We start from the raw sequence: 25,418 nt of genomic DNA, 5'->3' as shown, positions 1-25,418 counted from the left end.
GATGTCATTATCAGCCTTAAGGCTGATGGCTAACAAAAAGGAACCATTACTCTTCTCGAATAATGGTTCCTTTTTTATATTTTTCATCCTCTTATCAAAGAAAAAGAGAAAACTTATTCATAAATACGAAATACTCCTCAAACCTCCATCTTCTTGCGTTCGCAATAACGCTCACACTGCTGGCATACATCATAACCGAGTAAAGCTCCGATGATAAAATCTTCTTCTGCACTCAAGCTGTTAAGAGGTCTGTTACAAGTAAACAGCCGTATAGCTTCAATACACTCTTTTCGTCCGAAAAAGACATTAACACGCTTCCCTCCCGGCGTAGGCTGTGTAAAAAAAGCGATTCCCTTGCTTTCCAACCGTTCACATGCAAATTGGCATTCATCGGCATGCAGTGTGCATAAAACCATTCTGCGCACACCTTTCTCGTATTCATAAATATGATGTAAAAACACTTTCACTTCGGTAGAAAGGGCCTCTATGACAGACAAAGGGATCACGGCCGTTCTATTATCTTTTTCAATTTTTGTCAAAATCATATTCATAGCTTTATTTAAGACAAAAATACACAACAAGCATCAAATCAAATATCACCACAAAAGATGATATTGATTGCTTTTATCTCCCTTTTATTTAATGATTTATAGGGATTGAAAGGTATCTTGCCGGGATATATATATATCGACTTCAATGTTCAAACAAACTATAAAATCAGCAGACAAAGCACGTTTATTGCAAACTTAAACATAAGATAAAGAGTATTATAAGAGGCATCTCTCTTCGAAACCTCACGAACTCAAAGGAAACAACAGCACCTAAACATCTGAATATCCTATATCCATCAATCTTATCTTCGGGATTACCACTTACAGCCCCCTTACTCGAAATCCAAACTCAATATCAAAGATTTACAAACCGACTTTATCTTGCTTGCACTTTGGATTGAATTCATGTTAAAAAACAGCCTTCAAAACATGCCGAATTACAAAACAAAAAAAGACGACTCCTTTGTTTCGGAGTCGCCTTTTCTCTAAAAAGATCAATTATTTGACTATGCTTCCTCTTTTGTCTCTTCCTTTGCAGACTGTTCGGTCTGAGCTTGGGCAGTAGCAGCAACATCGTCAGATTTCTTACGACGTGAGCGACGTGTTTTAGGTGCAGCAGTTTTAGCTTTATCCTTAAGCATATTTTCATTGAAATCCACAAGTTCAATGAAGCACATAGCAGCATTGTCACCTTGACGAAATCCCGTTTTAATAATACGGGTATATCCACCCGGGCGATCGCCTACTTTAGGAATAACTACACCAAAAAGCTCTTTAATTGCATATTTATTTTGCAGATCGGCAAAAATGATACGACGACTGTGTGTGGTATCTTCTTTTGCACGGGTAACCATAGGCTCCACATACTTGCGCAAAGCTTTAGCCTTGGCCACCGTAGTGAAGATACGCTTGTGCATAATGAGCGAAGTAGCCATGTTAGAAAGCATAGCTGCTCGATGGGCATGCGTGCGACCTAAATGATTGAATTTCTTATTATGTCTCATCGTTCTTACTCTTTTTCTAATTTATATTTGCTAATATCCATCCCAAACGATAGGCCGAGCGTATCAAATAACTCCTCTAACTCGTTCAGAGACTTCCTGCCGAAGTTGCGGAACTTCAACAAGTCACTCTTTTGATAACGCACAAGCTCTCCCAACGTATATACACCACCTGAATTGAGGCAGTTAATAGCACGTACCGAGAGATCAAAATCTTCCAGACTGTTCTTGAGCAACTGACGCATACGAAGGGCCTCTGCATTCAACTCATCGATGGCACCAATCTCCGACTTCTCAACCTCGATATTCTCTTCGGTGAAAAGTTGCAAATGCTGTATCATAATGATCGCAGCTTCACGAAGAGCCTCCTGAGGTCTGATGCTACCGTCGGTAGTCACCTCCAAAAGAAGTTTCTCATAGTCGGTTTTCTGCTCTACACGAAAGTTTTCCACCCAATAACGCACATTGCGAATAGGCGTGTAGATCGAATCGATTGCAATCGATTGCAAATCACCGTTTGCCTGACGATTTTCCTCTGCAGGCACATAACCACGACCTTTCGAGATTTTGAATTCGATATTGACAGAAGCTGATTTGTCGAGATGACAGATTACCAAATCCGGGTTAAGAACTTCAAATGCGCTTAATTGGGCATTCAAATCTCCGGCTGTAAATACATCTTTCTTCTCAACCAACACAGAGAAAGTCTCTTCGTTAGTATCAGCAACGATCTGCTTGAAGCGTATTTGTTTAAGATTAAGGATTATGTTGGTAACGTCCTCCAATACACCCGGAATAGTAGCAAATTCATGATCTACGCCATCGATCTTAATAGAGGTGATGGCAAACCCCTCGAGTGAAGATAAGAGGATACGCCTTAAAGCATTACCAATGGTGATGCCGTAGCCAGGCTCCAACGGATGGAACTCAAAATGCGCAAACGTATCTGACGCGTCCATCATTATTACATTTTCGGGCTTCTGAAATGCTAATATTGCCATGGGATTAAGTGGATTATTTAGAATACAATTCTACAATCAATTGTTCCTTGATGTTTTCGGGAATATCGGTACGCTCCGGAATGTGCAAAACTTTACCGGATTTTGTACTTTCTTCCCACTCCAGCCAAGGATACTTGCTATGATTGAAACCGGCCAGAGAATCTGAAATTACTTCAAGACTTTTAGCACGCTCACGCACACCAACAATCTGACCCGGTTTTAAAGAGTAAGACGGGATATTTACCACACCGCCATCTACGGTGATGTGACGGTGAGAAACCAACTGACGGGCGGCAGAACGGGTAGGAGCAATACCGAGACGATAAACGACATTATCCAAACGGCTCTCCAATAACTGCAACAGCACTTCACCGGTTACACCTTTGCTCCGTTGAGCTTTCTCAAAAAGATTGCGAAACTGACGCTCCAATACACCATATGTGTATTTAGCTTTTTGCTTTTCTTTTAACTGCGTACCATACTCGCTGGTCTTATGACGACGGTTATTGCCGTGCTGACCGGGAGGGTAATTTTTCTTGGACAAAACTTTGTCAGCGCCAAAGATAGGCTCACCAAACTTACGAGCGATCTTGGACTTAGGACCTGTATATCTTGCCATTGTTTTATTCTGTTATAATATGAAGCTCTTCAAAATCTAATCGGCAGAAAAATACAAATACGAAATATTTGCAACGTGTGCAGCCGCGATTGACAAAAAGGAGAGAGGGTATAAACTATATGAAAGTAAGATAGCCAATCTATTCACCTCGTTACTCTTTCGTTCCGTTTTTCTTCTGTTTCTTTTCTTCTTCGGTATCTTACTGCTTTATTTCATAATCAATTAAAGATACCAAGCTTCGTTTTTTGTGTATGTTAAAACGTTAAAATCTAATCTTATAGAAAAACGATCTATAATGTTAGAAGGATTTTTGTTTTAGCTGATAATTATACGCGTCTCTTTTTAGGAGGGCGGCATCCGTTGTGTGGCATTGGCGTTACATCAACGATTTCAGTAACTTCAATACCTGCACCATGAATAGTACGGATAGCAGATTCACGACCATTACCCGGTCCTTTCACATACACCTTAACCTTGCGAAGCCCCAGGTCGTAAGCTACTTTAGCACAATCTTGAGCTGCCATTTGAGCAGCATAAGGAGTGTTTTTCTTAGAGCTACGGAATCCCATCTTACCGGCAGAAGACCAGCTAATTACTTGACCTTCACTATTGGCAATGGATATGATGATGTTATTAAAAGAAGAGTGGATGTGTGCCTGACCGATAGCATCAACTTTTACGGTTTTCTTCTTTGCAACTATTTTCTTTGCCATATCAACCTTTATTATTTAGTAGCTTTCTTCTTATTCGCAACGGTCTTTTTCTTACCCTTACGGGTCCGCGCGTTATTTTTCGTTTTCTGTCCGCGTAACGGCAATCCATTACGATGGCGAATACCTCTGTAGCAACCGATATCCATCAAACGTTTGATGTTCATTTGTACTTCAGAACGCAATTCACCCTCTACCTTAAAGTTCGCTCCGATGATTTCACGGATTTTGGCCGCCTGATCATCTGTCCAGTCCTTTACCTTGATATTACGGTCTACACCGGCTTCATCCAAAACCTTTGAAGCGCTGCTGCGGCCGATACCATAGATATAGGTCAAGGCGATTTCTCCTCGTTTGTTTTGTGGCAAATCAACGCCAACAATTCTTATAGCCATATTCTATTGGTAAAATAATTATGCAACGATTAATACTTAAAAACTATCCTTGACGTTGTTTCATCTTAGGATTTTTCTTATTGATCACATACAAGCGACCTTTCCGGCGCACAATCTTACAGTCAGAAGTGCGCTTTTTAACTGATGCTCTTACTTTCATATCTATTTTGCTGTTTTTTGAATTTACTTGTAACGAAAAGAGATACGTCCCTTTGACAAATCATAAGGAGACATCTCTACTTTGACCTTATCACCCGGCAAAATCTTTATATAATGCATACGCATCTTTCCCGATATATGCGCCGTAATAATATGGCCACTCTGGAGTTCCACCTTAAACATAGCGTTAGACAACGCCTCAAGGATTACTCCGTCTTGCTCTATTGCTGCTTGTTTAGACATATACTTTATTAAAATTCTCTGTCACCTAAAACATCTTTGATATATTCAAACGAAGAGAGGATCTCAGCCTTACCTTCACGTATTGCAATGCAATGCTCAAAGTGAGCTGAAGGTTTACGCGTTTTGGTCCGGACAGTCCAGCCATCCTTCTCAAAAACCACATTCTTAGATCCCAAATTGATCATCGGTTCAATACAGATACACATGCCGGCACGCAATAAAGCTCCGGTACCTTTGTGTCCGTAATTAGGCACTTCAGGCGATTCATGCATATCATGACCTATACCGTGACCGACTAACTCTCGCACCACATGGAAACCCCGTTTCTCACAGTAAGCTTGTACAGCAGCTCCAATATCACCTACCCGATGACCGGCAACTGCCTGTTCAATACCCACATAGAGCGATTCTTTTGTTGTCCGGAGTAAAGCTTCTACTTCGGAAGAAATTTCTCCCACAGCAAAAGTATAAGCCGAATCTCCGGTAAAACCATTCAACTTTGTACCGCAATCTACAGAAACGATATCTCCGTCTTTCAAAATATGTTTTGCAGAAGGAATGCCATGAACCACATGTTCATTTACGGAAGTACAAAGACTGTTGGGGAAACCACCATAACCAAGAAAAGCCGGAACAGCACCATGATCACGGATGAATTCTTCCGCCACACGATCCAACTCCAAAGTACTTATTCCCGGTTTTATATGTTTAGCAACCTCAGCCAATGTTTTACCAACCAACTGATTTGCCTCACGCATCAACTCGATCTCTTCGTCCGTTTTCAGATAGATCATTTTAATATGCAGCTACAGAACCGGTTCTACCCTTAATTCTACCACTCTTCAGCAAACCATCGTAATGGCGCATCAGCAAGTGACTTTCTATCTGTTGCAAAGTATCCAATACGACACCCACCAAAATCAACAAAGAAGTACCGCCAAAGAACTGAGCAAACTGAGCACTCACCCCAAAAATTTCAGCAAAAGCAGGTAAAATAGCCACAATAGCCAGGAAAAATGCCCCCGGCAAAGTTATACGATCCATAATCTGGTCGATATAGTCTTTTGTAGCTTTACCAGGCTTAACTCCGGGGATAAAACCATTATTACGTTTCAGGTCATCAGCCATCTGCGTGGGATTAATGGTAATCGCGGTGTAGAAATAGGTAAATACTATAATAAGGAACGCAAATACAAAGTTGTACCAGAAACTGGTGTTATTCATAAATGCACGAACAAAACCGCTACTTTCGGCAGATTTCGAGAAACCTACCAGGAAAATAGGGATAAACATAATAGCCTGAGCAAAAATGATAGGCATTACATTTGCCGCATTAACCTTAAGAGGAATATACTGACGGGCACCTCCATACTGTTTATTGCCAACCACACGCTTAGCATATTGTACCGGCACACGGCGTGTTCCCTGTACTAACATGATTGCACCTGCAATAATAAAAAGCAAGAATACGATTTCTGCCAAGAAAGCAACGAGCCCTCCTACGGATCCACTTGACCAGCGAGAAGAAAACTCCGCAACCACAGAATGCGGAAGACGAGCAATGATACCGATCAAAATGATAAATGAAATACCATTACCGATACCCTTGTCCGTAATTCTTTCACCCAACCACAAAACAAACATACTTCCGGCAGTAAGGATGATAACAGCTACAAACTGGAACCAAAAACCTCCGGGCAAAGAAGCACCTACGGCATGAAGTTGAGTATTAAGGTTTATCAGATATGCAGGAGACTGAAGAATCAAAATCGCCACGGTCAAATAACGGGTAATTTGATTGATCTTACGTCTTCCGCTCTCTCCTTCGCGTTGCATCTTCTGCAAAGAAGGTACTGCAATGGCAGCTAACTGCATCACAATGGAGGCAGAGATATATGGCATAATCCCAAGAGCAAAAATCGAAGCATTGGAAAAAGCACCACCGGAAAACATATCCAACAATGCCAACAAACCTGTAGAGGTTTGATCTTTCAGTGACGACAAAGCACTCGGATCAATACCCGGAATCACCACAAAGGAGCCCAATCGGTAGACGAGCACGAAAAAAATGGTAGTGAGGAGTCGCTTACGCAAATCCTCAATCTTCCATATATTCTTTATAGTCTCAACAAACCGCATGAGCTTATAACTTTATGCAACTACCACCGGCTGCTGTGATTACTTCTTCTGCCTTCTTAGAAAAAGCATGAGCAGTAACCTCAACTTTTGCTGTCAGGGTTCCATTGCCCAGGATTTTAATAAGATCTTTATTTTGCGCCAAACCTGCATCTACAAGTTCAGCCTTTGATATGGCCGAAACCCCTTTTTGCTCAACCAGCTTTTGCAGGTCAGACAAATTGATAGGGCGATACTCCACTCTATTGATATTATTAAAGCCAAACTTGGGCAAGCGGCGCTGAATAGGCATCTGGCCTCCTTCAAACCCCTTTTTTTTCTTATATCCCGAGCGGCTCTTAGCTCCTTTATGACCACGGGTAGAAGTACCACCCAAGCCTGAACCCGGACCACGTCCTATTCTCTTACGCGTCTTAACAGAGCCTTCTGCAGGCTTCAAAGTTGAAAGATTCATATCTTATAATCTGTTTTATTTGCGTCTTAATTATTCTACTACACGAACCAAATGGTTAACGGCATTTATCATACCCATAATCTGAGGAGTAGCTTCATGCTCCACGATTTGGTTCATTTTCTTCAGTCCCAAAGCATCCAGCGTACGCTTTTGCACTTTAGTACACTTAATACGGCTGCGAACTTGCTGTACTTTTACTGTTCCCATTGAATATAATTTTAACCGTTAAATACTTTATCTACAGAAATGTTACGCACCTTGGCAATCATCTTCGGATCACGCATCTCGCTCAGAGCCATAAATGTCGCTTTTACCAAATTGTGAGGGTTAGAAGAGCCGAAACTCTTAGCTAACACGTCGGTAACGCCAACACTATCCAATACGGCACGCATAGCGCCACCGGCCACAACTCCCGTACCCTCTGTAGCAGGTTTCAAAAAAACCTTCGAACCGGAGTAGCGAGCACTTTGTTCGTGAGGGATAGTACCTTTGTGAATCGGCACACGAATCAGATTCTTTTTTGCAGCCTCAACACCCTTGGCAATAGCAGCGGATACTTCACCGGCTTTACCAAGACCCCAGCCTACAACACCATCTTCATTTCCAACAACGACGATGGCAGCAAATGTAAACGTACGGCCACCCTTTGTTACCTTAGTAACGCGATTGATAGCAACCAACCGATCTTTCAGTTCACCAACGTCACTTACGGATTTTACTTTATTATTCATTCCTGCCATCTTTTAAAATTTTAGACCTGCTTCACGGGCTGCATCAGCCAAAGCCTTTACTCTACCGTGATAGAGGTATCCGTTTCTATCAAATACTACAGTCGAAACATTAGCATCTTTGGCACGTTTGGCCAACTCTGCACCCACTTTCGCTGCAATCTCTTTCTTATTTCCTTCAGCTTCCAAGCCACGACTTGAAAATGAAACAAGCGTTTTACCCGCTTCATCATCAATAAGCTGAGCATAGATTTGCTTATTGCTACGGAAAACAGTCAATCTCGGACGCTCTGCCGTTCCGCTGATTTTGGAGCGAATCCGAGTTTTGATCTTTAGTCTTCTATTATCTTTTTGTACCATGATTATTCAAAAGTTTAGCGTTTATTTACCGGCAGACTTACCAGATTTTCTGCGGATATATTCGTTCTCAAACTTAATACCCTTGCCCTTATAAGGCTCCGGCATACGGAAGGAGCGAATTTTAGCACACACCTGACCCAGCAATTGCTTGTCTGCACTTTCCAAAATAATCAATGGGTTCTTATTTCTTTCACTCTTAGTTTCAACCCGAACCTCACTCGGCAATTGCATAAAAATACTATGCGTAAAACCTAAAGAGAGTTCGAGAATTTGACCCTGATTAGAAGCACGATAACCCACACCCACCAGTTCAAGTGTTTTAGAAAAACCTTCAGAAACACCTTTTACCATATTATTGATAAGTGAACGATATAAACCGTGCAACGAACGATCGGCACGCTCATCAGATTGGCGGCTTACGACAATCTCCGAACCCTCGATCTTAACTTCAATTTCAGGAGCAACTACTTGAGAAAGTTCTCCTTTTGGTCCTTTTACGGTGATTACATTATCCTTTTGAGATACTGTCACACCGGAAGGAATGCTAATAGGCAACTTACCAATTCTTGACATCTTTTGTATCTCCTAAGATTAATAAATGTAACATAAAACTTCACCGCCCACTTTCTCACGAAGAGCTTCTTTGTCGGTCATCACACCTTTCGATGTAGAAAGGATAGCGATACCCAATCCGTTGAGAACGCGAGGCATCTCACGATATCCCACATACTTACGCAAGCCCGGACGCGAAACACGCTTCAAAGCTTTGATTGCGTTTACTCTGTCTTGTGGATCATACTTAAGAGCTATCTTTATCAAGCCCTGTGGCCCTTCATCCACAAACTTGTAATTGTAGATGTAGCCCTTTTCAAAGAGAATCTTGGTGATCTCTTTCTTTAGATTAGACGCAGGCACTTCCACCACTCGGTGACCGGCACTTACCGCATTACGCAGCCGCGTCAAATAATCTGCAATAGGATCTGTCATTGATTAAAAAATTAAATTGATCCGGAACACCCGGACAATATTTAACAATATGATGCATACACGATAAAACAAGCTTTTCAACCTTTTTGGTCCCTATGCATCCGATAGTTTAATATATTTATAACCATGCCCTCTGTCAGGAGTCAGGACTCAAGACAGAGAGCAAGGCTTCTATATATTCATTTACCAGCTGGCTTTCTTTATTCCGGGTATCAATCCCTTAGAAGCCATTTCACGGAATTGAATACGTGAAATACCAAACTGACGCATATATCCGCGCGGACGGCCCGTCATAGAGCAACGATTATGCAAGCGTACAGGAGAAGCATTTTTGGGGAGCTTTTGCAAAGCTTCATAATTGCCCTCAGCTTTCAACTGTGCACGTTTGTCTGCATACTTGGCCACCAGCTTAGCTCGCTTAACTTCACGAGCCTTCATTGATTCCTTTGCCATTCTTCTATTTAATTAGCTTTTTTTTGCGTTCTTAAAAGGCAGGCCAAACTCTTTCAAAAGAGCATAACCTTCTTCATCTGTAGCCGCAGAGGTTACAAAGGTAATATTCATTCCCATAATTTTAGATATAGAATCCAAATTAATTTCAGGGAAAATGATTTGTTCTTGAATTCCAAGGGTATAATTACCACGTCCGTCGAACTTGCTTTCTATACCCTTAAAGTCACGAATACGAGGCAAAGCCACACGAACGAGACGCTCCAAAAATTCGTACATCTGCTCACGACGTAATGTAACCATCACACCGATAGGCATTTTCTTACGAAGTTTGAAATTTGAAATATCTTTCTTTGATACGGTAGCAACGGCTTTTTGTCCGGTGATTGCAGAAAGTTCCTGAATAGCAATATCAATAATCTTCTTATCACCTGTTGCCATACCCAAACCTTGATTGATAACAATCTTTTTCAGCACGGGCACCTGCATCACAGATTTATAGTCGAACTGCTTCATCAAAGCAGGCACTATACGCTCCTTATATTCATTCTTCAGATTTGCTGTTGTACTCATTACTTAATCTCCTCTCCTGATTTTTTAGAAAAACGAAACAGCTTACCATTTTTATCTTCACGACGGCCGATACGGGTAGGTTTGCCCGTCTTCGGATCCACCACGTTCAAATTAGAGATATGAATCGAGGCTTCCTTCTCCACAATACCTCCATCAGGGTGCTGAGCACTGGGTTTGGTGTGCTTCTTGATTATATTAACTCCTTCTACAATAGCACGCTGCTCTTTTACCAGCACTTCCAGCACACGGCCGGTCTTGCCTTTGTCTTCACCGGAGTTAACAAATACGGTGTCGCCCTTCTTTATATGTAACTTACTCATGATTCTTTCGTTATAATAAAATTAGAGGACTTCCGGTGCCAAAGAAACAATCTTCATGTTCTTGTTACGCAACTCACGAGCGATGGGGCCGAAAATACGGCTACCACGCATTTCGCCTGCGGCATTGAGTAACACACAAGCATTGTCATCAAAACGAATATAAGAACCATCCGCACGACGAACAGCTTTCTTCGTACGTACAATGATTGCTTTAGACACGGCGCCTTTCTTAATATCGCTGGAGGGAATAACACTCTTAACCGAAACGACAATGATATCACCAACGGAAGCGTAACGGCGGCGAGTACCACCCAGCACACGAATACACAGCGCTTCTCTTGCGCCACTGTTGTCTGCTACGACGAGTCTTGATTCTTGTTGTATCATCTTATTTAGCCCTTTCGATTATTTCTGTAACTCTCCATCTCTTAGTGCGGCTCAGCGGACGAGTTTCCATAATGCGTACGGTATCACCCTCATTACATTCATTTTTCTCATCATGAGCATGGTATTTCTTCGTCTTATTCACGAACTTACCATAGATAGGGTGTTTTTCTTTCCATTTCACGGCAACGGTTACGGTTTTTTCCATTTTGTTGCTTGAAACAACACCCACACGTTCTTTTCTTAAATTTCTTGTTTCCATCGAGTTCGCTTCAGAGATTAGTTATTATTTATTTCACGTTCGCGAAGTACTGTCTTCATCTGTGCAATCATCCGACGGGTATCACGTAACTGGCTGGGTTTGTCCAAAGGAGACACAGCGTGATTGATGCGCATGTGAGCATAGTTTTGCTCTTCGGCAGCCAATCGTTCTTTCAATTCAGCCACAGTGAGTTCTTTCATTTCTGCTATCTTCATATCGGCTATGCATTAGTTTTAGACATATCATAATCACGACGAACTACAAACTTAGTAGTAACAGGAAGTTTTTGAGCAGCAAGGCGAAGAGCTTCTTTGGCCACTTCATAAGGCACGCCTTCCACTTCAAAAATCATACGGCCCGGGGTAACGGGAGCCACGAAGCCCTCCGGAGAACCCTTACCCTTACCCATACGTACGTCAGCCGGTTTCTTTGTGATTGGCTTATCCGGGAATATACGTACCCAAACTTGCCCCTGACGTTGCATATAACGTGTAACAGCAATACGAGCAGCCTCGATCTGTCTACCGGTAATCCACTTTGTCTGTAAAGACTTGATTCCGAAAGAACCGAAAGCCAGCTGATTGCCGCGCATGGCAAAACCTTTGCTGCGGCCCTTTTGCTGTCTTCTAAATTTGGTTTTCTTTGGTTGTAACATTTTCTACTGTTGTCAACTTAAAAAATTAGCGATTACCTCTTTTCTTACGGCGAGGACGATCTGAACGGTTTCCGCTGCCGTTTTCACGACGACCGGTGTTCTTGGGAGCAGCAAAGTTAGGAGCGAGGTCGCGCTTTTCATACACTTCTCCTTTGCAGATCCAAACCTTTACGCCCAAAAGACCCACCTTGGTCAAGGCTTCATCTTGTGCATAGTCGATATCGGCACGCAGTGTATGCAATGGCGTACGACCTTCCTTAAACATTTCAGAACGTGCCATCTCAGCGCCATTCAAACGACCTGAAATCTGCACCTTGATACCCTCGGCACCGGCACGCATTGCAGAAGCAATAGCCATCTTCACTGCACGGCGATAAGCGATCTTACCCTCCAATTGGCGAGCGATATTGTCTGCTACGATAGCAGCATCCAGCTCCGGACGGCGGATTTCAAAGATATTGATTTGAATATCTTTATCTTTATCCGCTACCTTCTTCAACTCTTCTTTCAGCTTATCAACTTCTTGGCCGCCCTTACCGATAATCATACCGGGACGAGCCGTACAAATCGTAATGGTAATTACTTTCAGAGCACGTTCGATAACGATGCGCGATACACTGGCTTTTGCCAATCTTGCTTTCAGATAACGACGCAGACGGCTATCTTCGAGCAGCTTCTCTCCATAATTAGAGCCACCATACCAGTTAGAATCCCAACCACGGATGTAGCCCAAACGGTTACTTATCGGATTAATTTTCTGTCCCATCGTTAGTTCTTTGTGCTTTCGTTATTAGTGAGTGTGTCTACATAGAGCGTTACGTGATTCGAACGTTTTCGAATTCTATAACCTCTTCCTTGGGGTGCAGGACGCAGACGCTTCAAGGTACTACCTCCATCCACAAAAATACGTGAAATGTAGAGTTCGCCTTCTTCTGCAGAGCGACCATTCTTTTCTTCCCAGTTAGCTATAGCCGAGCGGAGTAATTTCTCCAGCCGTACAGACGCTTCTTTCTTAGAGTAGCGCAAAGCACCTAAAGCACGGTTTACTTCCATACCACGTACCATGTCTGCCACCAAACGCATCTTTCGAGGAGAAGTGGGCACATTACGCAGTGAAGCAAAGTACAATGCTTTCAGAGCTTCTTTGCGGGCATCGGCTGATTTTTGTTTTCTTGAACCCATTATATTAAATACTTTTTTATTTCAGATTCCTGAGATTAATCTCAACCGAATTATTTCTTTCTATTACCGCTATGGCCACGGAACGTACGTGTAGGAGAAAATTCTCCCAACTTGTGTCCCACCATATTTTCGGTGATAAAAACAGGAATAAACTTAGTGCCATTATGCACTGCAATCGTATGCCCAACAAAGTCCGGCGAAATCATTGATGCGCGTGCCCAAGTCTTGATAACAGACTTCTTACCGCTCTCATTCTGCGCCAATACTTTCTTCTCGAGCTTCAGATTGATATATGGACCTTTCTTTAGTGAACGACTCATAATGTTCTTGATTAATCAGTGTTATTTCTTACGCCTTTCGATGATATACTTCGAAGAGTGTTTCTTAGGTGCTCTGGTCTTCAAGCCCTTAGAGTAAAGACCTGTGCGTGAACGGGGATGGCCACCGGATGCGCGACCTTCACCACCACCCATCGGGTGATCAACAGGGTTCATAACTACACCACGGTTGTGAGGTCTGCGACCCAACCAGCGTGAGCGACCTGCCTTACCTGATTTTTCAAGAGCATGGTCTTTGTTGCCAACACTACCTATCGTAGCTTTACAGGCAGACAAAATACGGCGAGTTTCACCAGAAGGCATTTTAATAACCACATAAGTTCCTTCACGAGAAGTCAACTGTGCATTAGCTCCGGCTGAACGTACCAATTTGGCACCCTGTCCCGGTCTAAGTTCTATATTGTGGATAATCGTACCTACGGGAATTTTAGAAAGAGGCAACGCATTTCCTACTTCAGGTGCGGCATCCTCTCCCGACATCACTGTTTGGCCAACCTGCAATCCGTCCGGAGCCAGAATATAACTCTTTTCTCCGTCGACATAATACAGCAAAGCAATACGCGAAGTACGGTTCGGGTCGTACTCGATAGTCTTTACCACAGCAGGAATGCCGTCCTTTGTTCTCTTGAAATCGATAAAACGAAAACGGCGTTTATGGCCGCCACCCACATAGCGGATGGTCATTTTACCGGTATTGTTACGGCCTCCCTTTTTAGGTTTACCGCATACAAGAGACTTTTCTGGTGCACTTGCAGTGATTGTATCAAAAGCACCAATAATTTTGTGTCTCTGCCCCGGGGTTGTGGGCTTAAGCTTACGTATTCCCATTTCTCAATTAAATATTACTGAAAAAGTCGATCTGTTCACCCGGCATCAATGTAACGACAGCTTTCTTGAAAGCAGCGCTACGGCCATGAATCATGCCGGCTTTCGTATAGCGATCTTTACGCTTGCCTTCATATTTCATGGTGTTTACCTGTGCGACTTTTACATTATACATGGCTTCAACAGCCTTTTTAATCTCAATCTTATTTGCTTTCGTACTTACACGGAAAGCACAGCGCTCGGGCATCCCCTCTGTGATTGCCGTCATCTTCTCGGAGATAATCGGCTTAATGATAATGCTACTCATTGTTTATATCCTCCTTACGCCTTAAAATTATCATTAATGAAAGCTACAGCATCTTCTGTAAGCACCAGGTGCTTGCAATTCAACACATCATAAGTGTTTAATTGAGCTGCAGTAGACAGACTGGCTTTCGGCAAGTTATTGGCAGAACGTCTGATGTTTTCCTCGATAACGGGGAATACGAACAAAGATTTAGCATCGCTCACGTTGATAGCCTTGCACAAAGCTGCAAAATTCTTTGTTTTAGGCGCATCGAATGAGAAGTTCTCAATCACACGTATCTCTTCGTTCTTAGCCTTATAAGCCAAAGCAGAGCGACGAGCCAGCGCTTTTTCCTTTTTATTCAGCTTAAAGCTGTAGTTTCTGGGTCTCGGACCAAACACACGGCCACCACCCACCAACAGAGGCGAGTTGATATCCCCACGACGAGCACCGCCGCCACCCTTCTGACGGATCAGCTTGCGGGTACTTCCGGACATCTCGCTGCGTTCTTTTGCTTTATGGGTACCCTGACGACGATTGGCCATGATCAACTTAACGTCCATGTAGATAGCATGATCGTTAGGTTCGATACCAAAGATTTCGTCATTGAGGTTGATCTTACGTCCGGTGTCTTCTCCCTTAATGTTATAAATACTCAGTTCCATTTACTTTTCAATTAACAAGATTGAACCTTTAGCGCCTGGCACACTGCCTTTAACCAGCAGCAAATTGTGCTCGGGCATAACCTTAATCACTTTAAGGTTTTGTACCGTAACGCGTTCATTTCCCATTTGACCGGCCATGCGGGTACCCTTAAATACTTTCGCAGGATAAGAGCAGGCACCGATAGAACCGGGAGCACGCAAGCGGTTATGCTGACCGTGAGTGCTTTGACCCACACCACCAAAACCATGGCGTTTCACAACACCTTGGAAGCCGTGCCCTTTAGAGGTACCGACAACGTCTACAAATGCTGTATCTGCAAACAAATCTACATTGATCACATCACCCAGTTTGTACTGAGAGAGATCAAAACCCTTGAACTCGGCCAAGTGCCTCATGGGTGCAGAGTTTGCTTTGCGGTAGTGACCTTTCATGGGAGCAGAAGTATTCTTCTCCTTTGCTTCACCGAAGGCCAATTGAAGAGCCTCATAGCCGTCTTTTTCTACCGTTTTGATCTGCGATACCACACAAGGACCTACTTCGATAACAGTGCATGGCAAATTCTTACCCTCGGCACTGAATACGGATGTCATTCCGATTTTCTTTCCTAATAAACCTGGCATTTCAGTTTTGTTTATTGATTATTGTTCTCACACTTTGATTTCCACTTCCACACCGCTGGGCAACTCCAATTTCATCAGAGCATCCACTGTTTCGGCTGTAGAATTATGGATATCGATCAGTCTCTTATAAGAGCTTAGCTCAAACTGTTCGCGAGACTTTTTGTTTACGAACGTAGAGCGGTTAACAGTAAAGATCCGTTTGTGTGTAGGCAGAGGTATAGGACCGCTAACTACAGCTCCGGAAGCCTTTACGGTCTTAACGATTTTCTCTGCGGACTTATCGACCAGCATATAATCGTAAGACTTTAGTTTAATTCTAATTTTTTGGCTCATAGATTATGATATGGGGAATTATTATTTAATCAAGTCTACGCGACCATCTACCTCTGTCAGCACTTGCTTAGCGATAGAAGAGGCAACTTCGGCATAATGAGAGAAACTCATCGTAGAGGTTGCACGGCCGGAAGTAATAGTACGAAGAGCGGTTACATAACCGAACATTTCTGACAGAGGCACCTTAGCTTTAACAATACGCGCACCGGTGCGGCTGCTTTCCATGCCTTCCACCTGACCGCGACGTTTGTTCAAGTCTCCGATTACGTCACCCATGTTTTCTTCCGGAGTTACCACTTCGAGTTTCATCATCGGCTCCATCAACACCGGACCGGCTTGAGCGGAAGCTGTCTTGAACGCAGAAACAGCGGCAACTTCGAATGACAACTGGTCTGAGTCTACCGGGTGGAAAGAACCGTCTACCAACGTCACTTTCAACTTATCCAGCGGATATCCGGCCAATACGCCATTCTTCATCGCACGGGCAAAACCTTTCTGTACCGAAGGAATAAATTCTTTAGGTACGTTACCGCCCTTAACCTCATCGATAAATTGCAATTCACCTTCGAAGCCCTCATCAGCCGGCTCTACACGAACAATGATATCGGCAAACTTACCGCGACCACCGGTCTGCTTCTTATAAACCTCACGGATCTGAACAGACTGTGTGATGGCTTCCTTGTAAGCAACCTGAGGACGTCCCTGGTTACATTCGACCTTAAATTCACGACGCAGACGGTCTACGATAATCTCAAGGTGCAATTCACCCATACCGCTAATAACCGTTTGGCCTGTTTCCTCATCGCTCTTCACTCTGAAAGTAGGATCTTCTTCAGCCAACTTGGCCAGACCTACACCCAGTTTATCCAGGTCTTTCTGAGTTTTGGGCTCTACAGCAATGGAGATCACAGGATCGGGGAATTCGATGGATTCCAAAGTAATCGGGTGGTTTTCATCACAAAGTGTATCACCGGTACGAATATCCTTGAAACCGACACCGGCACCGATATCTCCGCAACCGATCACTTCCATCGGGTTTTGCTTGTTTGAGTGCATCTGGAAAATACGAGAGATACGCTCTTTCTTGCCCGAACGAGAGTTCAACACATAAGAACCGGCATTCAACTCACCGGAATATACACGGAAGAAACACAAGCGACCTACATAAGGGTCTGTGGCAATCTTGAAAGCAAGTGCGCAAAGAGGTTCTGAAGGATCTGTTTTTCTAACAACCTGTGTTTCGGCATCATCAGGCAATGTACCTACTACCTCAGGCGTATCGATAGGGCTGGGCAAATATGCACATACAGCATCCAGCAAAGTCTGAACACCCTTGTTCTTGAATGAAGAACCGCACATCATCGGGTTAATATCCATCGCCAGCGTACCCTTACGCAAAGCCGTGCGGATTTCATCCTCCGTAATAGTAGAAGGATCATCGAAGAATTTCTCCATCAGTGTCTCATCCACTTCGGCCAAAGTCTCCAGCATCTTATCGTGCCACTCCTGAGCCTCGGCTACCAATTCAGCGGGAATTTCCTCAACGCTGTATTCAGAACCCATAGATTCATCATGCCAGATAATCGCTTTCATGCGAACCAGGTCCACAACACCTTTGAAGCTTTCTTCGGCTCCGATAGGCACTTGAATAGGACAGGGGTTAGCACCCAGCACATCTTTTACCTGACGCACTACTTCAAAGAAGTTGGCACCCGAACGGTCCATTTTGTTTACATAACCGATACGGGGTACTTTATATTTATCAGCCTGACGCCAAACGGTTTCACTTTGAGGCTCCACACCGCCAACAGCACAGAACGCAGCCACTGCACCATCCAATACACGCAAAGAGCGCTCTACCTCAACGGTAAAGTCAACGTGCCCCGGGGTGTCAATCAAGTTAATTTTGTAGCGTGTGTTATCGTAATTCCAGAAAGTAGTGGTGGCAGCAGATGTAATAGTAATACCTCTTTCCTGTTCCTGCTCCATCCAGTCCATGGTGGCGCCACCGTCGTGCACCTCACCGATTTTGTGGGTCAAGCCGGTATAGAAAAGAATACGCTCCGATGTCGTTGTTTTACCGGCATCGATATGCGCCATAATACCAATATTTCTGGTAAGTTCGAGATGATTATTCTTTGCCATTTTCGTTATTAGAATCTAAAGTGAGCGAATGCGCGGTTAGCTTCCGCCATACGGTGCATATCTTCTTTACGTTTGAATGCAGCACCCTGGCTGTTAAATGCGTCGATAATCTCAGACGCCAGCTTGTCTGCCATAGATTTACCGCCACGCTTACGTGCGAAGAGAATTAAGTTTTTCATTGAAACCGACTCCTTACGATCCGGACGGATTTCTGTAGGAACCTGGAAGGTAGCACCACCGATACGGCGAGACTTTACTTCCACTTGCGGAGTGATATTATCCAATGCAGCTTTCCATATTTCCAGCGGGCTCTTCTCCTCGTCTTTCATCTTTCCTCTAACGATTTCGAGCGCCGAGTAGAAGATATTATAGGCGGTATTCTTCTTACCGTCATACATCAGGTGATTCACGAACTTCGTCACCTTTACATCTCCAAACACCGGATCAGGTAATACCTGCCTTTTCTTTGGTTTTGCTTTTCTCATTGTCTCTGATGTAAAAAAATTACGTTTACTTGTTGGTTGTCGTTTTAGTTTTGTCTTCAACGCTCCCGCCGGAGCATTTACTCAACCCTGTTTCGTAGCCTATTCAAAATCGAACTCGAAAACCGGTTCTAAAACTTGTCGGGGAGCATTACTCTTTCTCTGGGGTTATCCCTTTTTCATGCTCAACTTAAAGGGCGATCTTCATCAAACCCTCACAAGAGGCTAAATAGAACATTCAAACTTGGTAAGCCGGAGGACCGCCTGTCCATCCATCGAAAGGCTTCGTATGACGAGGCGACCCGCAAGGCCACCTTACACCATACTATTTCTTAGCCTTCGGACGCTTTGCACCGTACTTGGAGCGACGTTGCGTACGGTTGTTCACACCCGCAGTATCCAAAGTACCGCGAACGATGTGATAACGTACACCCGGCAGGTCTTTCACACGACCACCACGCACCAACACGATGCTGTGCTCTTGCAAGTTGTGACCTTCACCCGGAATATAAGCATTCACTTCTTTACCATTGGTCAGGCGCACACGGGCTACCTTACGCATGGCAGAGTTAGGCTTCTTAGGCGTTGTTGTGTAAACACGTACACATACGCCACGACGCTGAGGACATGATTCCAGAGCAGGACTTTTCCCCTTTTCCGGCAATGTTTCCCGACCTTTTCTAACTAACTGTTGAATAGTAGGCATTTCTAATTATTTATAACTGATCATAAAATGCTTTTCGCAAACGAACGGACACACTATTCCATTCGGTCGTGCAAAGGTAGTTATATTTTTCTTTTTAACAATAGTTCCTTTGATATATTATTGAGAAAGACAAGATTAACGTTCAAAAAATCTTTCACACAAAATCCAGAAACCGAAAATCTTTCACAAGAATTCCAAAAAAAGCACCTCAAAGACACACAGGCTCAGTAACCGATACCCATAACCTGCAGTCCGGCCTCCGACGGCTCCACACCATAAACATTACGGCCGTCTATCAACAACGGAGTCTTCATCAGATGATAAATACGCTTCCAGTCGGGCATACGAAACTCTTTCCACTCAGTTACATGAAATAGCGCATCGGCACCCTGCACCGCCGCATAAATATCGGTGGCATAAGTCACACGATTTCCCAATCTGCTTTCGGCCTCTTTCATTGCCACAGGGTCATACACAGAAATGCGACAACCGGCAGCCAACAACTGATCGATAAGCACCAAAGAGGTCGCCTCCCGCATATCGTCTGTGCCGGGTTTGAACGAAAGTCCCCAAACCGCCACTTTACGGTCTGCCAGCTTCCCGGCATAATGACGGCTGAATTTTTCAAAAAGAATTTGTTTCTGACTCTCGTTTACAGCCTCCACGGCCTCCAGCACCTGCATACGGCAACTGTTTTCACGGGCAGTATGAATTAAAGCCCTTACATCTTTAGGGAAACAGCTTCCGCCATAACCGCATCCGGCATACAAAAACTTCTGGCCTATACGGTTATCGGATCCGACCCCTAAACGCACCTGATGAATATCGGCACCTACCCGTTCGCACAAATTCGCCACATCGTTCATAAAACTGATGCGTGTTGCCAGCATAGCATTAGCGGCATACTTGGTCATCTCGGCAGAAGGGATATCCATAAAGAGAACCCTGAAGTTATTGAGAAGCATAGGCCTGTAAAGACGGGTAAGCAGATCCTTTGCCTTTTCCGAATCCACTCCGACCACCACGCGATCGGGACGCATAAAATCCTGAATGGCACTACCCTCTTTCAGAAATTCAGGATTGGAAGCAACATCAAAAGGAATCGACGCTTTTCTCTTTTCGAGTTCACTCTCGATAACGTGACGGATCTTCTCGCCCGTACCCACCGGCACCGTACTTTTGGTCACCACCAAACTGTAATGCTGTAACGAACGACCTATTTCCGATGCCACGCTCAGCACATGAGAGAGGTCGGCAGATCCATCTTCATCAGGCGGTGTACCTACGGCAATAAAAATCATCTCGGCTTCTTGAATTGCCTCTTCAAGTTCCGTAAAAAAGAGTAAACGGCCGGCAGATATATTATTGCGCACCAAAGCATCCAAACCCGGCTCGTAAATAGGTGTTTTCCCCTGTTTCAGCAGGGTTATTTTCTGTACATCCACATCTAGGCAATGCACACAAGCTCCCAGTTCGGCAAAACATGCAGCACTGACCAAGCCTACATATCCGACACCTACGACCGCTATTTTCATTGGTTCCTATGCTTAAACCGACTTTTATTCTTACAGGCTCTTTCCTCCGGCCAGACGATCGTACTCGCCGCGAATGCGTTCTGCAATTGCAGCCAGCTCCTCCTGCGTACAATTAAGTTTTTCTTTCGCAAAATTCAAATCGCCCTCTTTATTCATCGGCACCAAATGAATATGGGCATGCGGAACCTCCATACCCATAACGGCTACGGCAACACGCTTGCAATCGAATATGTTCTTCTGTGCCACAGCAATACGTTTTGCAAAAAGTATCATACCGCTTAACAAATCGTCCTCGAGGTCGAAAATATAATCGATCTCTTGTTTGGGAACGACCAGCACATGCCCCACAGTTACGGGGCTGATATCCAAAAAAGCAAAATAGCGATCGGACTCTGCTATTTTATGACAGGGTATTTCACCCCGAATGATTTTACTGAATACGGTTGACATAATAAGAATGTATTTTGGGCTCTACGCCACCGAGGTACAACCATTATTTTAGAGACTGATCTTAACAATCTCGAAGTTCATCACACCACCGGGCACTTTGATCTCTACCACGTCGCCAACGGCATGCCCCATCAGTCCCTGAGCAATGGGGGTATTCACGGAAATCTTGTTTTGCTTGAGATCCGATTCCGAATCCGATACCAATGTATAGGTCATTTCGGCATTGTTTTTCAGATTCTTGATCGTAACCTTATTCAAAATCTGCACCGTATCGGTTTGCACCTGAGACTCATCTATGATGCGGGCATTCGCAATAAGCCCTTTGAGCTGAGCAATCTTGGCTTCCAAAATACCCTGTGCTTCTTTAGCTGCATCGTATTCGGCATTCTCGCTCAAATCTCCTTTGTCGCGTGCCTCTGCTATCTGTCTTGAAATCTCCGGTCTCTGAACGCTCTCGAGTTCATTGATCTCGGCCATGATCTTGTCATAGCCTTCCTGAGTCATATAACTGTATGCCATATTTTTCCTTTTTTAATCGTTTACCATTTTCACACAACACTCCTGCCTCTCTGTGAAAAAACGATAAAAAAATAAGCCCGAAACACCTCACGTTATCAAAGCCCTGCAATCGAATGCAATACAGGCTTTTACTCCGCTGATACTTCGGAACTCTATCTGTTCTCGTTTTGCGAAAGATAACTATTTTTTTCATAACCCAGCCATCAAGGAAAAGAAACAGACTCTTCTCCTCAATCATACAAGCACAGGCTATACAGAAAAATTCCGTAAAAAAGAGGAAGACTAATCTTCTAAAATAAACCGAAAAATATCCGGTGAAGAATCGGCCTCACTGTAAACAAAGCCGTTGGGCGTCATTCTCTTTAACACCTCAACGTCTTCAATACGGTTTTTGATAATATTTCGTGCCATGAACCCCCTCGCCATTTTGGTATAGATAACGATCTGTTTGGTTCGGCCGTCAGGTCTGCGGACCAGAAAGAGCGGTTGTACAATATGAACAGCTTTTTTGATTTTGTGCCAGTGAAACAAGTTTTTCATTTCTTCACTGGCCAAATCGCAAAGTACCCCTCCTGCAATCCGAATACGCTCGATAAAAATATCGGTCAGTTTATCTTTCCAGTAATCGAAAGGCGTCTTGCCGATCGGCTCGGGAAGCAGCAAATTCCCCTCCATACGATAGGGCCGGATCAAATCCGATGGCTTCAAAAGACCATATATAAAAGAAGCAAGCAACAAATGTTCCTGAGCATAAGTCCACTCATCCCGGCCGAAGCCCGCAGCATCCAGCTTCTTGAAAACCATACCCGAATAAACCAAAGCAGCAGGAGCGGCCGGCGTACTTTCTCCCGGGAACTCTTGCAACAATCTACAAGCAGAAGCTGCCAGATCAGGACTTATCTGCATACCGGCACCCAACCGTTCTGCAGTAAGCGAGGCAGCCGATGCAGCCAACAATTGAGCTTCATCGTAGAAAAGAGGCCGGGTAGCCGGAAGTTCTTCACTCTTGATACGCCGGGGAGGAGTAAAAGTTTTGGCCGGAGACAGAAAGACTAACATAATTCAGAAACAGACGTCGTTTTCTACATACCGGAAATAACCTCGTGCATGGGTAAATCCCAGGGATCGCCGGGCAGTTCTTCCACACTCATCATACCTATTGTAACCCCTATTTTATAGGCCTGCGGACAAAGGGCCAAAAAACGGTCGTAATACCCTTTGCCTCGTCCCAGGCGGTAGCCTTTCTTATCGAAACACAGGGCCGGCACCACAATCAGGTCCAACTCCTGCGGATCGACCAGCGTTTGCTCATTTTCTCCCGGCTCCTCTATGCCGAACTTATTGTCTGCACAAAGCTCGGTATTCCCGGTCAAACGATAAAAACGAATAATTTCCTCGTCTATCACACGAGGCACAGAAATATTTTTCTCTTTTTCACTCTGACGTATCAGACTGCTGACATCGGGCTCATCCGGCAAAGCCATATACAGTCCTACATTTTTCGCATCCTGAAATCGAGGATGTACAGCCAGCATATTGCACACATGTTCCGATGCTTTATTCCGCATTTCAGGCGTCAGATCTTCACGGCTCATACGCCTCAACACCCTGCGCAGTTCTTTTTTATCCATATTTACCAAACGACACATTACAGACCGGAGATCATTCTGTCCAAATCAGTGAGTCTAAACGCCTTTACCCGGCAAAGCTTTCCTTTTATCTTCGCTCATTACCGGATAAGTTTTTCCTTCATTAATGGCATCGACAGCTTTACTCAAAGCTTCATCCTTCTCATACATAATAAGGTAAAGACCTTCACGGTCGAAGAAATAATCGGCAATAAGAGCATACAGATTGGTGCGCAAAAGCTCAAAAGAACGTTTAAACAATGTCGTACGCATCTGTATGTTTTCCTTCTGCGCAAAAGCTGTCAGCTTGTACAATACGCCCTGCGCATCCAGCATGGCCGTCAATTCTTCTACATTTTTAGCCTGAGATAGCATCGCACGATTGCCGTCGGCATAGAGGAACGCAAACTTGGGCAAAATCTCGGAATCGATAAGCCTTATATAATAGGATGTGATACCCGAACTGTCACGCGGCACAAAAACATCGGGAGTAATACCGCCGCCACCGTAAACCACACGTTTTCCTTCTGTAAAATAACGGAGCGAATCGTTGAACCGTATGCTATCCGCATTGAAAAGTTCACCATGCAGATAGCGATCCTGAATATCCCGAACATACCCGTCATAATTCTCCGGATCATATTGTTTCTGGATACATCTTCCGCTCGGAGTGTAATATCGGGCTACGGTGAGACGTACCACCGAACTGTCAGGGAGCATAAACGGACGTTGTACCAGTCCTTTACCGAAGCTTCGTCGCCCTACGATCAACGCCCGGTCATGATCCTGCATGGCTCCGGCAAAAATTTCACTGGAGCTGGCAGAAAATTCGTCCAAAAGCACCACAAGAGGCACATCTTTCAGTAACCCGTCACGCGTACTCCGGATGTCCTGCCGGCTGAAAGCATTGCCATCGGCATAAAGTATAAGCTTGTTCTTTGGTAAAAATTCACTGCTCAATGACGTGGCAGCCTCCAGATAACCGCCACCGTTGTTTCGCAAATCGATTACAATACCTTCGACTCCTTCAGGTTTATGTTTGGCATAGCTCGTCAACACCTCGCCATGCGTCTGCAATCCCCAGCCATTAAGTTTGACGAACAGAACGCCGGGGGCTGCCATATAAGAAGCTTCCACCGTAGGCACAGGCACATCATCACGCAAAACTTTGGCTTCCACGCTTTTGCCTTCTCTGAGTATATCCAGTTTAACAACACTCTTTCTGGGACCTTTGAGTTTGGAAATAATCTCCTTACTGTCCAATTTCTCGCCGAAAAGGGGGAATCCATCGGCTCTCAATATGCGATCTCCTGCCTGAATGCCGGCTCTCTCACTGGGTCCTCCGGGTATTACCTTAACTACAACAGGCGTATCCAAAACCGTATTGAACTGTACACCGATACCGCTGAACGAACCGTCCAGTTTCTCCACCTCCGAAGTATTCAACTCTTTGCTCAGGTAAGCCGAATGAGGATCCAAATGGCTCAAAACCATCGGGATAGCATCGCTTTCCAGTTTGTCGACGTCTACCGTATCCACATAAGCCGTGCGGATAAGTTTCATTACCCGATCCAGCTTACCACCCCTGAGAGAGCGTCGCTCGGATAATCCTCCCACATAATGCCCTAACGAATAAACAGCTGCGGCGCAGAGGAAAAGAAGCATTCCTCGCCAAAAATTTCTTCGTGTCATCTCTTGCAGTCAATTAAACATGT

40 protein-coding genes are annotated in these 25,418 nt (G+C 44.2%); all 40 read right to left on the bottom strand.

The features are described 5' to 3' along the window. Positions 1–137 precede the first annotated feature (137 nt). The 40 genes from A3GI_RS0101345 to A3GI_RS10220 all read right to left on the bottom strand — a co-directional run bounded on the left by A3GI_RS0101345 (position 138) and on the right by A3GI_RS10220 (position 25,395). Entirely contained in the window at positions 138–545 is a 408-nt protein-coding gene (locus A3GI_RS0101345; protein ID WP_051074574.1) for a DUF2023 family protein, read from the bottom strand. 512 nt (positions 546–1,057) lie between these two features. Then, complete coding sequence (gene rplQ / locus A3GI_RS0101340) at positions 1,058–1,555, bottom strand: 50S ribosomal protein L17 (RefSeq protein WP_018359680.1); 498 nt, start codon at positions 1,553–1,555, stop codon at positions 1,058–1,060. 5 nt (positions 1,556–1,560) lie between these two features. Beyond that, positions 1,561–2,553 carry a DNA-directed RNA polymerase subunit alpha gene (locus A3GI_RS0101335; RefSeq protein ID WP_018359679.1) on the bottom strand — a complete coding sequence of 331 codons (993 nt, stop codon included), beginning with the start codon at positions 2,551–2,553 and terminating at the stop codon, positions 1,561–1,563. 13 nt (positions 2,554–2,566) lie between these two features. Beyond that, positions 2,567–3,172 (bottom strand): 30S ribosomal protein S4, encoded by a 606-nt coding sequence (gene rpsD, locus A3GI_RS0101330; protein WP_018359678.1) that lies wholly within the window; start codon positions 3,170–3,172, stop codon positions 2,567–2,569. A 326-nt stretch (positions 3,173–3,498) separates the two neighbouring features. Continuing rightward, positions 3,499–3,885 (bottom strand): 30S ribosomal protein S11, encoded by a 387-nt coding sequence (gene rpsK, locus A3GI_RS0101325; protein WP_018359677.1) that lies wholly within the window; start codon positions 3,883–3,885, stop codon positions 3,499–3,501. Between the two features lie 11 nt (positions 3,886–3,896). Continuing rightward, the gene (gene rpsM, locus A3GI_RS0101320) at positions 3,897–4,277 is read right to left on the bottom strand and encodes a 30S ribosomal protein S13 (protein WP_018359676.1); all 381 of its coding nucleotides are present in this window, start codon (positions 4,275–4,277) and stop codon (positions 3,897–3,899) included. Positions 4,278–4,320: 43 nt separating this feature from the next. Then, positions 4,321–4,437 (bottom strand): type B 50S ribosomal protein L36, encoded by a 117-nt coding sequence (gene ykgO, locus A3GI_RS11295; RefSeq protein ID WP_081612778.1) that lies wholly within the window; start codon positions 4,435–4,437, stop codon positions 4,321–4,323. A gap of 23 nt (positions 4,438–4,460) precedes the next feature. After that, a complete protein-coding gene (infA, locus tag A3GI_RS0101315; protein ID WP_018359675.1) occupies positions 4,461–4,679 on the bottom strand; it encodes a translation initiation factor IF-1 in 219 nt (72 codons plus the stop codon). A gap of 8 nt (positions 4,680–4,687) precedes the next feature. Then, on the bottom strand, positions 4,688–5,473 hold the full coding sequence (gene map, locus A3GI_RS0101310) for a type I methionyl aminopeptidase (protein WP_018359674.1): 786 nt from the start codon (positions 5,471–5,473) through the stop codon (positions 4,688–4,690). 1 nt (position 5,474) lies between these two features. Then, the gene (secY, locus tag A3GI_RS0101305) at positions 5,475–6,818 is read right to left on the bottom strand and encodes a preprotein translocase subunit SecY (protein WP_018359673.1); all 1,344 of its coding nucleotides are present in this window, start codon (positions 6,816–6,818) and stop codon (positions 5,475–5,477) included. Positions 6,819–6,822: 4 nt separating this feature from the next. Then, positions 6,823–7,269 (bottom strand): 50S ribosomal protein L15, encoded by a 447-nt coding sequence (gene rplO / locus A3GI_RS0101300; RefSeq protein WP_018359672.1) that lies wholly within the window; start codon positions 7,267–7,269, stop codon positions 6,823–6,825. 30 nt (positions 7,270–7,299) lie between these two features. After that, the gene (rpmD, locus tag A3GI_RS0101295) at positions 7,300–7,476 is read right to left on the bottom strand and encodes a 50S ribosomal protein L30 (protein WP_018359671.1); all 177 of its coding nucleotides are present in this window, start codon (positions 7,474–7,476) and stop codon (positions 7,300–7,302) included. 11 nt (positions 7,477–7,487) lie between these two features. Continuing rightward, the gene (gene rpsE, locus A3GI_RS0101290) at positions 7,488–8,009 is read right to left on the bottom strand and encodes a 30S ribosomal protein S5 (protein WP_018359670.1); all 522 of its coding nucleotides are present in this window, start codon (positions 8,007–8,009) and stop codon (positions 7,488–7,490) included. Positions 8,010–8,012: 3 nt separating this feature from the next. Beyond that, on the bottom strand, positions 8,013–8,357 hold the full coding sequence (gene rplR / locus A3GI_RS0101285; protein WP_018359669.1) for a 50S ribosomal protein L18: 345 nt from the start codon (positions 8,355–8,357) through the stop codon (positions 8,013–8,015). 21 nt (positions 8,358–8,378) lie between these two features. Beyond that, complete coding sequence (gene rplF, locus A3GI_RS0101280; RefSeq protein WP_018359668.1) at positions 8,379–8,930, bottom strand: 50S ribosomal protein L6; 552 nt, start codon at positions 8,928–8,930, stop codon at positions 8,379–8,381. 18 nt (positions 8,931–8,948) lie between these two features. Continuing rightward, positions 8,949–9,344 (bottom strand): 30S ribosomal protein S8, encoded by a 396-nt coding sequence (rpsH, locus tag A3GI_RS0101275; protein ID WP_018359667.1) that lies wholly within the window; start codon positions 9,342–9,344, stop codon positions 8,949–8,951. A gap of 183 nt (positions 9,345–9,527) precedes the next feature. After that, a complete protein-coding gene (rpsN, locus tag A3GI_RS0101270; RefSeq protein WP_025004018.1) occupies positions 9,528–9,797 on the bottom strand; it encodes a 30S ribosomal protein S14 in 270 nt (89 codons plus the stop codon). 12 nt (positions 9,798–9,809) lie between these two features. Further along, on the bottom strand, positions 9,810–10,367 hold the full coding sequence (gene rplE, locus A3GI_RS0101265) for a 50S ribosomal protein L5 (RefSeq protein ID WP_018359665.1): 558 nt from the start codon (positions 10,365–10,367) through the stop codon (positions 9,810–9,812). After that, positions 10,367–10,687 carry a 50S ribosomal protein L24 gene (gene rplX, locus A3GI_RS0101260; RefSeq protein ID WP_018359664.1) on the bottom strand — a complete coding sequence of 107 codons (321 nt, stop codon included), beginning with the start codon at positions 10,685–10,687 and terminating at the stop codon, positions 10,367–10,369. The genes rplE and rplX overlap by 1 nt, the downstream gene beginning before the upstream one ends. Before the next feature lie 21 nt (positions 10,688–10,708). Next, positions 10,709–11,074, bottom strand: a complete 366-nt coding sequence (rplN, locus tag A3GI_RS0101255; protein ID WP_018359663.1) for a 50S ribosomal protein L14 — start codon at positions 11,072–11,074, stop codon at positions 10,709–10,711. A 1-nt stretch (position 11,075) separates the two neighbouring features. Continuing rightward, positions 11,076–11,333, bottom strand: a complete 258-nt coding sequence (gene rpsQ / locus A3GI_RS0101250; RefSeq protein WP_018359662.1) for a 30S ribosomal protein S17 — start codon at positions 11,331–11,333, stop codon at positions 11,076–11,078. 17 nt (positions 11,334–11,350) lie between these two features. Next, on the bottom strand, positions 11,351–11,548 hold the full coding sequence (rpmC, locus tag A3GI_RS0101245; protein ID WP_018359661.1) for a 50S ribosomal protein L29: 198 nt from the start codon (positions 11,546–11,548) through the stop codon (positions 11,351–11,353). A 5-nt stretch (positions 11,549–11,553) separates the two neighbouring features. Next, the gene (gene rplP / locus A3GI_RS0101240) at positions 11,554–11,988 is read right to left on the bottom strand and encodes a 50S ribosomal protein L16 (RefSeq protein ID WP_018359660.1); all 435 of its coding nucleotides are present in this window, start codon (positions 11,986–11,988) and stop codon (positions 11,554–11,556) included. A gap of 25 nt (positions 11,989–12,013) precedes the next feature. After that, positions 12,014–12,754, bottom strand: coding sequence for a 30S ribosomal protein S3 (gene rpsC / locus A3GI_RS0101235; RefSeq protein ID WP_018359659.1), 741 nt, complete (start codon positions 12,752–12,754; stop codon positions 12,014–12,016). A 2-nt stretch (positions 12,755–12,756) separates the two neighbouring features. Further along, entirely contained in the window at positions 12,757–13,170 is a 414-nt protein-coding gene (rplV, locus tag A3GI_RS0101230) for a 50S ribosomal protein L22 (RefSeq protein ID WP_018359658.1), read from the bottom strand. 50 nt (positions 13,171–13,220) lie between these two features. Further along, the gene (gene rpsS / locus A3GI_RS0101225) at positions 13,221–13,490 is read right to left on the bottom strand and encodes a 30S ribosomal protein S19 (RefSeq protein WP_018359657.1); all 270 of its coding nucleotides are present in this window, start codon (positions 13,488–13,490) and stop codon (positions 13,221–13,223) included. Positions 13,491–13,511: 21 nt separating this feature from the next. Further along, positions 13,512–14,336 (bottom strand): 50S ribosomal protein L2, encoded by an 825-nt coding sequence (rplB, locus tag A3GI_RS0101220; protein WP_018359656.1) that lies wholly within the window; start codon positions 14,334–14,336, stop codon positions 13,512–13,514. 7 nt (positions 14,337–14,343) lie between these two features. Beyond that, on the bottom strand, positions 14,344–14,640 hold the full coding sequence (rplW, locus tag A3GI_RS0101215; RefSeq protein WP_018359655.1) for a 50S ribosomal protein L23: 297 nt from the start codon (positions 14,638–14,640) through the stop codon (positions 14,344–14,346). A gap of 14 nt (positions 14,641–14,654) precedes the next feature. Beyond that, positions 14,655–15,284, bottom strand: coding sequence for a 50S ribosomal protein L4 (gene rplD / locus A3GI_RS0101210; RefSeq protein WP_018359654.1), 630 nt, complete (start codon positions 15,282–15,284; stop codon positions 14,655–14,657). Continuing rightward, positions 15,285–15,905, bottom strand: a complete 621-nt coding sequence (rplC, locus tag A3GI_RS0101205; protein WP_018359653.1) for a 50S ribosomal protein L3 — start codon at positions 15,903–15,905, stop codon at positions 15,285–15,287. It abuts the gene before it with no gap. Positions 15,906–15,932: 27 nt separating this feature from the next. Further along, positions 15,933–16,238 (bottom strand): 30S ribosomal protein S10, encoded by a 306-nt coding sequence (rpsJ, locus tag A3GI_RS0101200; RefSeq protein ID WP_025004015.1) that lies wholly within the window; start codon positions 16,236–16,238, stop codon positions 15,933–15,935. Between the two features lie 21 nt (positions 16,239–16,259). Beyond that, a complete protein-coding gene (gene fusA, locus A3GI_RS0101195) occupies positions 16,260–18,383 on the bottom strand; it encodes an elongation factor G (protein WP_018359651.1) in 2,124 nt (707 codons plus the stop codon). 8 nt (positions 18,384–18,391) lie between these two features. Further along, on the bottom strand, positions 18,392–18,868 hold the full coding sequence (gene rpsG / locus A3GI_RS0101190; RefSeq protein WP_025079353.1) for a 30S ribosomal protein S7: 477 nt from the start codon (positions 18,866–18,868) through the stop codon (positions 18,392–18,394). 322 nt (positions 18,869–19,190) lie between these two features. Then, complete coding sequence (rpsL, locus tag A3GI_RS0101185; protein WP_018359649.1) at positions 19,191–19,571, bottom strand: 30S ribosomal protein S12; 381 nt, start codon at positions 19,569–19,571, stop codon at positions 19,191–19,193. A 224-nt stretch (positions 19,572–19,795) separates the two neighbouring features. Continuing rightward, complete coding sequence (locus A3GI_RS0101180) at positions 19,796–21,106, bottom strand: UDP-glucose dehydrogenase family protein (RefSeq protein ID WP_018359648.1); 1,311 nt, start codon at positions 21,104–21,106, stop codon at positions 19,796–19,798. Between the two features lie 30 nt (positions 21,107–21,136). Continuing rightward, the gene (locus A3GI_RS0101175; protein WP_018359647.1) at positions 21,137–21,556 is read right to left on the bottom strand and encodes an HIT family protein; all 420 of its coding nucleotides are present in this window, start codon (positions 21,554–21,556) and stop codon (positions 21,137–21,139) included. A gap of 48 nt (positions 21,557–21,604) precedes the next feature. Next, positions 21,605–22,075, bottom strand: a complete 471-nt coding sequence (gene greA / locus A3GI_RS0101170; RefSeq protein WP_018359646.1) for a transcription elongation factor GreA — start codon at positions 22,073–22,075, stop codon at positions 21,605–21,607. Positions 22,076–22,357: 282 nt separating this feature from the next. Continuing rightward, complete coding sequence (locus A3GI_RS0101160) at positions 22,358–23,134, bottom strand: YaaA family protein (protein ID WP_018359645.1); 777 nt, start codon at positions 23,132–23,134, stop codon at positions 22,358–22,360. A 23-nt stretch (positions 23,135–23,157) separates the two neighbouring features. Beyond that, positions 23,158–23,706 carry a 5-formyltetrahydrofolate cyclo-ligase gene (locus A3GI_RS0101155; protein WP_025079354.1) on the bottom strand — a complete coding sequence of 183 codons (549 nt, stop codon included), beginning with the start codon at positions 23,704–23,706 and terminating at the stop codon, positions 23,158–23,160. Between the two features lie 54 nt (positions 23,707–23,760). Continuing rightward, entirely contained in the window at positions 23,761–25,395 is a 1,635-nt protein-coding gene (locus A3GI_RS10220; RefSeq protein ID WP_025079355.1) for a S41 family peptidase, read from the bottom strand. Between the last annotated feature and the right edge of the window lie 23 nt (positions 25,396–25,418).

This window comes from Porphyromonas macacae DSM 20710 = JCM 13914 (assembly GCF_000379945.1).
Lineage (GTDB): Bacteria > Bacteroidota > Bacteroidia > Bacteroidales > Porphyromonadaceae > Porphyromonas > Porphyromonas macacae.
Note: the sequence above shows the minus strand (reverse complement) of the source record. Positions and strands in the feature narration are given on the sequence as shown.